Here is a 9666-nt window from a genome sequence, read left to right as displayed (position 1 = left end):
GGGGGCGGAGAAGTGCAAAAATGCCGTGCCACTTTGGATGCCTACCGTGAGCTGGCCCGTAGGCTTGTTCAGGCGGATATTGAGAGTGTAATCCTGGTGTCACCTCACGCGCCGCTTATCAAGGCCGGAATAACACTTTTTACGGAAAAGAATCTGCGCGGGGGTTTTCGGCAATTTGGGGTAGATTCATTAGTTCTTTCCTGGGCCAATGATCTTGCTTTGACAACAAAGTTCCAGACATCTCTGAGCGGGCTTGTTCCTGTACAGGGGTCAATTGACCATGGATCTCTGGTTCCGCTTTACTTTCTCCAGGAGGCGGGGTGGAGGGGAAAGGTTGTTCTGTTAGGGATGCCTTTGGAGCGCCCCGAGGAGTATGGAAGGCATATAGGGCAGATCCTGGAGGAAACGCCCGGACGCTATGCCCTGGTTGCCAGCGGAGATCTCTCTCATCGTTTGCAAGGAGACGGGCCTTACGGTTACGACCCTGCCGGGCCGGAGTTTGATCAAGCCGTGATTAGGGGGCTTCAAGGCAATTTGCATAAACTGCGCCATTTGCCTGTCAGCCTGGTGGAAAATGCCGGAGAATGCGGGTATCGAAGCTTGCTTGTGGCTTTAGCGGCCAAAGAGGGGGCTCCGGAAGTGCTTTCCTATGAGGGGCCCTTTGGCGTAGGATATTTAGTTGCCGATTTGTATCATTCATCGCCCTTGCCGCAATGGGCAAGACGTTGTTTGCGTGCCCATTTGCAGCGTAAAAGGCTTGAGGTGGAGGATTTTCCCAAGGGGTCAGAGTTTTCCCTGCGGCGGGGATGTTTTGTAACTTTGAAACAAGAGGGGCAACTGCGCGGCTGCATTGGGACAACCGAGCCGTGGCAGGAAAATTTAGCCTTGGAGATTCAACATAACGCTATAGCTGCGGGAACAGAAGATCCGCGTTTTTGGCCGGTTCAGATGGAAGAGCTGGAGACCTTGCGCTTTACGGTGGATGTCTTGGGAGACCTGGAGAAAATTTCAGGGCCGGAAGATTTGGACCCTTGGCGCTACGGGGTTGTGGTACGAAGAGGAGGAAGAAGCGGGCTCTTGCTTCCCCATTTGGAAGGTGTTGATACCGTTGCCGATCAAATTAGCATTGCGAAACAGAAAGCCGGGATTTCCCCCGGGGAGGATGTAGATCTCTGGCGTTTTGAGGTTGTGCGGCATTATGAATGACCTTAAGGGAGAAAGGCATAAAGCAAGTTGTCTGCTGTGCCCTCAGCATTGTCAACTAAAGCAGGGACAGTCCGGCAGATGTCACACTCGTGCCAATAGAGAAGGGGAAATTGTTCCTTTAACTTATGGAGAAGTGGCGGCCTGGAATTTAGACCCCATTGAGAAGAAGCCCCTTTATCATTTTTATCCTGGTTCCCGGATTTTTTCTGTGGGAGGTTTTGGCTGCAATTTGAGCTGTTCTTTTTGTCAGAATCACGAAATATCCCAGAGGCATCAGGCCGGAAGAAAGACCAGCCCCGCTGAGCTCGCTCTGCAGGCCAAGTCGTCTCTGGGGTTGTGTTTTACCTATTCGGAACCGGGTATGTGGTATGAAATGATCAGAGATACAGCGCCTCTCGTTCGCGCTCAAGGGGGAAAAGTGGTTTTGGTCAGCAACGGAACCATGTCCCCACGGTTTATGGAGGACTTAATTCCTTGGCTTGATGCCGTTAATATCGACATCAAGGGATTTACAGAGGAGTTTTACCAGCACTATTGCGGGGGAAAATTGTCCTGGGTATTGGATAATGTCCAACGTTTAGCCGGGCGCGTTCATATGGAAATCACGACTTTGGTCATTCCGGGAGCCAATGATGATCCTGAAGCCTTTCGGAGTTTGTCACGCTGGCTGCACAACCTGAATACGCCCCTGGCCTGGCATTTGAGCCGTTATTATCCGGCTTATCGTTTGGCGGTTCCGCCAACGGAACGAGGGGTCCTGGACAGACTGAGGAAAATCGCTCAGGAATGGCTTCCTTACGTTTATCTCGGCAATGTCAGCGGAGGAAGTACGACATTTTGCCCGCACTGCGCCGAAGCCGTAATTCAGCGTGACTCTGTGATAGTCAGTCGTTTAAATCAGGGGCATTGTCCCAAATGCGGAGAGAAAATTTTCGGAGAATTTTAAGAAGATGTAGGTTTAAAAATAGCGCAGGATCAGGTATGAGGCAGAAATTACTATAGAGAGCAGCATGAAAGGAAACCCTACTTTAAAGAATTGACTGTAGCGGATTTTAAGACCGTTCTTTTCCGCAATGCCGGCTACGATGAGATTGGCCGACGCTCCAACCAAAGTACCGTTTCCGCCCAGGCAGGCGCCTAAAGACAAAGCCCACCAGAGAGGCTGGGTTTGGGCCGGAGTGAGGTGACTGAGGAGGGCGAGCTTTTGGATTAAGGGAATCATGGTTGCGACATAGGGAATGTTGTCAAGGATGGAGGAAAGCAAGGCGGATATAACGAGGATCAGCAAGGCTGTGAAGAGTGGATTTCCGCTGGTTAAGCCCATACTCCATTTTGCCAAATAATCAAGAGCTCCTGTCTCAACAAGCCCGCCGACGAGAACAAACAAACCTGCAAAGAAAAAGAGCGTAGGCCATTCGATGGCTAAGAAAATATCTTCCGGTTCTTCGCGGGTCCAGAGCATTAAGAGCATCGCTCCACCGAGGGCGATGCTCGCGGTTTCCAGGCGGAGGATGGAATGAAGAGAAAAGCCTATGATTACTAAACTCAGTACGGTAAGACTTTTTTTGAGCAAAGCAAAGTCTTTGATTTGGTGCCATTCGTTTTGAACTGTGAGTTTAACTTTTAACTCCTCTCTGGTAATCAACTGGTGGCGATAGACAAGGTAAAACAAGAATAAAGTAACGATTATAATCAAGAGCACTGCCGGGCCGAGGTTCAGGATAAAATCCATAAAGCTGAGGCCGGTTTGTCCGGCGATCATTATATTGGGAGGGTCTCCGATTAGAGTGGCTGTACCGCCAATATTGCTCATGAGGATTTGGCTGAAGAGGAAAGGAAGGGGAGCGGTTTCCAATTGCTCAGCAATTGACAACGTTATGGGAACAATCAGCAGCACAGTAGTAACATTATCTAAACATGCCGATAAAAGAGCAGTAAGCAAAGAAAGGGCGAGCATCAGCAACAGGGGATTTCCTTTAACTTTTTTGCTGACCCAGATAGCCAGAAAGGAAAAAATGCCGGAACGGCGAGTGAGATCAACGATCAACATCATGCCGATCAGCAGTCCCAGAGTATTCCAATCAATGTGTTCAATGGCCTTAGCTTGCGTGAGAATCCCCGAGATGATCATCAATGAGGCACCGCACATCGCAGTCACTGCTCGCGGGAATTTTTCGGTGATGATGAAAAAGTAACTAATTACAAAAATACTTGCGGCAATCCCAATGCTCATTTTTAGTCCTCCATAATTTTTTAAGGGATGGTTTAGGATGCAATTGCTAAATAAAAAGAGAGCAGTTAATAATAACTACTCTCCCCAGAGAAGTCCAGCTTGTAGCCTGGCGATCTTAGCGCGCACAAACGCAGGTGAAGCGTTTTGTCTTGGCCTTAGATCCATGACTTTAGCGTCCTCCGCTTTCGCGAAGTTTACCCCAACCGAAATAACATTATAGCAAATTGTTTGAACATAACAGTGATAGTATATCAGGAAAAATTAAATATCGTCAAGTTTGCCAAAGTGAACGGCTTAAGCGGCGATTGTCTTGGATAAAATTATTGTTTTACTCGAATAATAAGTTGAGCAGATCAATAATTTCACCCAAATAAGGAGGCTTGGCTTAATGTTCAAACATGTCAAGGATATGGAATATACGGTACATGTCGATCGTCCGGACCCCCGCTTCGCCGTTTTGCTGTTGGAGCAATTCGGAGGCGGCAATGGCGAACTTAAAGCCGCTATGCAATATTTTTCGCAGAGTTTAGGCTGTAATGATCCCAAAATCCGGGATTTGCTGCAAGATATTGCCGCTGAAGAGTTAAGTCATTTAGAAATGGTCGGAGAGGCTCTGGCGATGTTGATCGGACCTGTGGACAGCATCCCGAAGGATTTTGCCGCCAATCACATGGCTTTGCTCGGAGGCGGACCACTTCTGGTCAACTCGGCGGGTGTGCCTTGGACCTCTAATTATGTCAACTCCACGGGGGACATGTATACGGATCTTTCCGCCAATGCCGGCGCGGAGTTGAGAGCTAAGCTTATTTATGAGCGGCTCCTGCAACAAACGGATGATGCCGGGGTTAAAGATATGGTCCGCTTCCTTTTAAGCCGGGAAGAATCTCACAACTTCTCGTTTATGCAGGCCATTAACACCTTGACAGGAACCGGGGTCAACAAAGATTTCCGGGATTCCGACTTCTCTAAGAAGTATATGAACATGTCGACGGGTCAAGGAGACAGCCGTGGGCCTTGGAACCAAGGAAATGAATTTTCCTATGAGGAAAACCCCAACGAAAAATACGGAGGACCGGCTCAATATGGCAAAGATCCGAATCCTGCCGGACAGCGGGAAGTTGCTCCCGGCTATATGGATCACACCCGCAACAATCCCCAGTATTCCCAGCCTCAACAGCCCCAGCAGCCAAAACACTAGAGTGACTTTTTTCAAGCGGACAGCCATTGCTGTTCGTTTTTGTTATACAGTCGGAAAGTATAACTTCATTAATACTTTCCGGCTGCGGGGCAACTAACGGGCTTCTGCTCCCGCCAATTCGGCAAAGGCCGAGTTTTCCTTACTTTAAGTTGCTTAGGGAATTATAAAATAAAATGTTTGACAAAGGTTCAGTTATTGAGTAAAATACTTCGTGCACGAAATATTTGTATAAGGAATATTTGGACACGAAGTATCTTCGGGCGAAATAATAACGAGGTGTGTACACATGGAAAACTTAGAGGAAAGTTTAAGTGAAAACCTAAGTGAAAGTGCCAGAGTGGCAAAGATTTTCCACGAGGTCATGATGCTTTTTCGACAAAATATGACCAAGGTCTTCGAGGATATTGGGATCACGGCTCATCAAGGTATGGTTATGGGGATTTTAAGCCGGGAAAAAACTCTGAAGATCACAGAATTAAGCGCCAGGCTTAATTTATCGAACAGCACCGTATCAGGCATTATTGACAGACTGGAAAAACAGGGAATCGTAGAGCGAAACCGAAGCGAAGAAGATAAACGAGTCGTTCATGTCAGCGTATCCCCTAAATTTAGGGAACATCATCAATTTTTCCATAAACGCATGGATGAAAATTTCGCCAGTATTCTGAATAAAGGGACCCCTGAAGAACTTAAAAAAATATATGAAGGTTTAGAGACATTAAAGAAACTTCTAAGCATTCGAGATGAAAAAAAAGCTCAAGAGTAGAGGGTGGAGAGTGGCAGGATGTTGAAATTATTTAAATTTCTCAAACAATATAAAACGTATATCGCCGCTGTTATTGTCCTTCTTTTTCTGCAAGTACTTTCGGATCTCTACTTGCCAACTTTAATGGCGGATGTTGTCGACAAAGGGATCGTCAACAAAGATATCGGCTACATCTTAAGAGTCGGCGGGTTTATGCTGCTTGTTGCGGCAGGAGGGACATTGTGCGCGATCACGGCAACGTTTCTCTCGTCCAAAACTGCCGTGGGTTTTGGCAGGATTTTACGGGAGAAAATTTTCGCTAAGGTTCAAAGTTTTTCTTTGCAGGAGTTTGACAAGCTAGGAACGGCGACTCTTATTACCCGGACAACCAACGACGTCACTCAAGTCCAACAGGTGTCTGTTCTTATTTTGAGTATGATGGTCAGCGCGCCTTTGACCTGTCTGGGTGGTATTTTTATGGCCATTCAACAAGACCGTGGCTTGACTTGGCTGCTTTTGGTGGCGGTACCGGCCTTGTTTTTGATTATTGGCATTGTGCTGTCCAAAGGCATCCCTCTTTTCAGACTGATGCAAGTAAAGCTCGATAAGCTGAATCTTGTCTTGCGGGAGAATCTAACGGGTATTCGGGTAGTTCGGGCCTTCAACCGGATTGAAAAGGAAAAGAAGAGATTCGATGAGGCCAATGCGGACCTGATGCAAAATGCCGTTAAAGTCAATAAAATTATGGCCATTTTAATGCCTATGATGATGTTGATTATGAATTTTACAACGATTGCGATTATCTGGTTTGGCGGCATTCGCATTAACAATGGCGACATGCAGGTCGGATCACTGATGGCTTTTATCCAATATGCGACGCAAATTCTTTTCTCGCTGCTGATGCTGACGATGTTGTTCGTCATGGTTCCCCGTGCCCAGGCGTCTGCCGTGCGGATTAATGAGGTGCTGGATACGGAGCCGGAAATTAAGGACCCGCTTAAACCGGCTCTGGCGGAGCAGAAGCAGGGATTTGTTGAGTTTCAGGAGGTTTCTTTCAGTTACCCCGGAGCCGAACAACCTGCTCTTAGTAATATTACCTTCAGTGCCAAACCGGGTGAGATCACGGCCATAATTGGCGGGACGGGTTCAGGCAAATCCACTTTGGTTAATCTCATCACCCGCTTTTATGATGCGGGCTGCGGGAGAGTTTTGGTAGACGGCGTTGATGTTCGGGACATGAGCCAAGAAAGCCTGAGAGCTAAAATTGGCTTTGTTCCTCAAAAGTCGGTTCTTTTCTCCGGGACCATTGCCGACAATATCAGATACGGCAAGGAGGACGCTACGCCGGAAGAGATTGAGCATGCGGCTCAAATTGCCCAAGCGACGGATTTTGTTAAGAGCATGGAAGATGGATTTGATCATATCATTGCCCAAGGTGGGACCAATGTTTCCGGTGGACAGAAACAGCGGCTTTCCATCGCCCGGGCTTTAATTAGAAGACCGGAAATTTATATCTTTGACGATAGTTTCTCCGCCCTTGATTTCAAAACGGATGCCAAGCTGCGGGCGGCTCTCAAATCGGAAATTTCAGCGTCGACAGTGTTTATCATAGCGCAGAGGGTAGCTACGGTTATGGATGCCGACCGGATTATTGTCTTGGATGATGGACAGATTTGCGGAATTGGAACCCATCAAGAGCTGCTAAATACCTGTGGCGTTTATCATGAAATTGTGGCTTCACAGCTTTCTGAGGGGGAATTAGCATGAGTGTACAACAAAACGCCAACAGACCTCAGCGAGGTCCCTTTGGCGGGAGACAAGGCGGTCCGGGGGGGTCTATCGGAAGACCTGTGGAAAAAGCTAAGAATTTTAAAGGAACTTTGTTCCGGCTGATACGCTATTTAAGGCCTCAAAGATTAAAACTAAGCATTGTTTTTGTTTTTGCGATCCTTAGTACCCTTTTTAGCATATTAGGACCTAAAATTATGGGTAATGCGACGACGAAATTGTTTGAAGGCATGATGGGTGGCGGAAAAATCGATTTCAACTATATCTGGCAAATCGTGCTCCTCCTTATTGGCTTATATTTAACGAGCGCTTTATTCAGCTATGTCCAGCAGTTTATAATGGCCGGAGTTGCTCAGAGAACCGTTTATAACCTGCGCAAAGAGGTCGATGACAAGCTGTCCCGCTTACCCTTAAAATTCTTTGACTCCAGAACCCACGGTGAAATTTTGAGCCGTGTTACCAACGATGTGGATAATATTGCCAATACTTTGCAGCAAAGTATCACTCAGTTGATTACTTCCCTCGTAACCATTCTTGGGGTCATTGTGATGATGCTTTCGATTAGTCCTTTGCTGACCCTGATTGTTATTTTGACCTTGCCGCTCTATATTCTTGTGACAACGAATATTGCCAAACACTCGCAGAAACACTTTGCCGCCCAGCAGAAATCTCTCGGCGAACTCAATGGCCATGTGGAAGAAATGTTTACAGGTCACGTCATCGTTAAAGCCTTTGGTTATGAGAACAAATCCATCCAAGCTTTCAATGAAATCAATGCCAGGCTCTTTAATGCGGGGTGGAAAGCCCAGTTTATTTCCGGGATTATCATGCCGCTCATGAGATTTGTCAGTAATCTGGGCTATGTCATTGTCAGTGTGGTGGGGGGGATCTTCGTAACTAACGGGAGGATTAATATCGGCGATATTCAGGCCTTTATCCAATACTCCAGGCAATTTACCATGCCAATCGTCCAAACGGCAAACATCGCCAACATTATTCAGTCCACCGTCGCTTCCGCCGAGCGGGTCTTTGAACTGCTTGATGAAGCTGAGGAACTGCCGGATCGGGCGGATGCCCAGGTGATTGCCTTCCCTAAAGGAGATGTAGCCTTTGACAATGTGAATTTTAGCTATACGGGGCAAGAGCCACTCATTAAGAATATGAATATCGACGTCAAACAAGGGCACACCATTGCTATCGTCGGTCCGACCGGAGCGGGCAAAACGACTCTTGTAAACCTGCTGATGCGTTTTTATGAAATCGATACGGGTAAGATCACCGTGGACGGAGTGGATATCCGAGATCTAAAACGTGGGGATTTGCGCAATATCTTTGGCATGGTGCTTCAAGATACTTGGCTTTTTAATGGTACGATTATGGAGAATATTGCTTATGGCCGCGAAGGCTGCACAGAGGAAGAGGTCATCAGCGCCGCTAAAGCAGCTCATGCTCATCACTTTATTAAGACTCTTCCGGAGGGTTATCATACCGTCTTAAACGAGGAAGCTTCGAATATTTCTCAAGGGCAAAAGCAATTGCTGACGATCGCCCGGGCTATTCTGGCAGATCCGGCGATCCTAATCTTAGATGAGGCGACAAGCAGTGTTGACTCCAGAACCGAGGTCTATATTCAAAAAGCTATGACGGCACTCATGAAAGGAAGAACGAGCTTTGTGATTGCTCATAGGCTTTCTACGATACGCGATGCAGAACTAATTCTGGTAATGAACCAGGGCAGCATTATTGAAATGGGAAATCATAATCAGCTTTTGGCTCAGAATGGCTTTTATGCAGATCTCTATAACAGTCAGTTTAGCGGCGCGGATTTAGAAGCTGAGGTTGTTTAGGAACCGGACCTGAAGGTCAAGAGCTTGTGGCTCTGATGCTGAGCGGTGCTGGTAGTAGATTTTAGGCTCCTGCAATTCGTAGGAGCTATCTTTTTAAGTTATAAGACCATACTTTTGGGGTAATTATGGAGTTGACTACGATTCCTTTTCAAGGCTCTATATGATTTAAAACATTATATAAAAAACTATCGTTGCATTTATAAATAAACTACCGTATATTATACTTAACTTGGTTTATTTTACTTGTTTTTTCTGATCATGAAAAATAAGGTACATATTAATCAGCGGCAAGCTATCAGGAAAGGTGGAAAAGGGAGTGAAGATCAGAACTAAACTGCTCGGCTCGATTTTAATTGTCATAATTATTTTTCTTTTGGGCAATATTTTTACCCTTAGTCAAATCAATCAGATGCAAACCGACGCCAATGACGTAGACCAGAAACAGCTGCCGAGTATGATGGACGCGGATCTCATAAACATGGACATTTTAGATGTCCAAAGATTGTTGGAAGCTTATGTTTTGGAAACCAGCGATAAAAAAGAAGATCTTGAAAAACAATTAAATGCTACACTTGATGAGATCTCCCAGACTTCTAATCGTCATCAAAGCTATATCACAACTGCGGAGGAACGCCAGTTATTTGCTAAA

General features: G+C 46.4%; 8 protein-coding genes and 1 riboswitch. Of the genes, 7 read left to right on the top strand and 1 reads right to left on the bottom strand.

What is annotated here, in order from left to right; genetic code table 11:
- Together amrA and amrS are read left to right on the top strand one after the other, a co-directional pair.
- A partial coding sequence (gene amrA, locus REC12_RS00780; RefSeq protein ID WP_308891657.1) for an AmmeMemoRadiSam system protein A occupies positions 1-1206 on the top strand: 1206 nt, incomplete at its 5' end.
- Entirely contained in the window at positions 1199-2152 is a 954-nt protein-coding gene (amrS, locus tag REC12_RS00775) for an AmmeMemoRadiSam system radical SAM enzyme (RefSeq protein ID WP_308891654.1), read from the top strand. The genes amrA and amrS, both read left to right, overlap by 8 nt.
- Before the next feature lie 12 nt (positions 2153-2164).
- On the opposite strand, the gene REC12_RS00770 is transcribed toward amrS, so the two are convergent.
- Positions 2165-3478, bottom strand: a complete 1314-nt coding sequence (locus REC12_RS00770; protein ID WP_308891659.1) for an ArsB/NhaD family transporter — start codon at positions 3476-3478, stop codon at positions 2165-2167.
- Between the two features lie 58 nt (positions 3479-3536).
- A riboswitch (cyclic di-GMP riboswitch) is annotated at positions 3537-3648 on the bottom strand.
- 179 nt (positions 3649-3827) lie between these two features.
- Here REC12_RS00770 and REC12_RS00765 point away from each other — a divergent pair.
- The 5 genes from REC12_RS00765 to REC12_RS00745 form a co-directional block, all read left to right on the top strand.
- Entirely contained in the window at positions 3828-4637 is an 810-nt protein-coding gene (locus REC12_RS00765) for a manganese catalase family protein (protein ID WP_308891652.1), read from the top strand.
- A 286-nt stretch (positions 4638-4923) separates the two neighbouring features.
- Positions 4924-5403 (top strand): MarR family winged helix-turn-helix transcriptional regulator, encoded by a 480-nt coding sequence (locus REC12_RS00760; protein WP_308891650.1) that lies wholly within the window; start codon positions 4924-4926, stop codon positions 5401-5403.
- A gap of 18 nt (positions 5404-5421) precedes the next feature.
- Positions 5422-7149, top strand: a complete 1728-nt coding sequence (locus REC12_RS00755) for an ABC transporter ATP-binding protein (RefSeq protein WP_308891648.1) — start codon at positions 5422-5424, stop codon at positions 7147-7149.
- The gene (locus tag REC12_RS00750) at positions 7146-9017 is read left to right on the top strand and encodes an ABC transporter ATP-binding protein (RefSeq protein ID WP_308891646.1); all 1872 of its coding nucleotides are present in this window, start codon (positions 7146-7148) and stop codon (positions 9015-9017) included. The genes REC12_RS00755 and REC12_RS00750 overlap by 4 nt, the downstream gene beginning before the upstream one ends.
- Positions 9018-9333: 316 nt before the next feature.
- On the top strand, positions 9334-9666 hold a 333-nt coding region (locus tag REC12_RS00745; protein WP_308891644.1), incomplete at its 3' end, for an MCP four helix bundle domain-containing protein.

Origin of the sequence: Candidatus Desulfosporosinus nitrosoreducens (genome assembly GCF_030954495.1) — a bacterium.
In the GTDB taxonomy this organism is placed as follows: Bacteria; Bacillota; Desulfitobacteriia; order Desulfitobacteriales; family Desulfitobacteriaceae; genus Desulfosporosinus; species Desulfosporosinus nitrosoreducens.
This window is presented reverse-complemented; position numbering and strand designations above follow the sequence as displayed.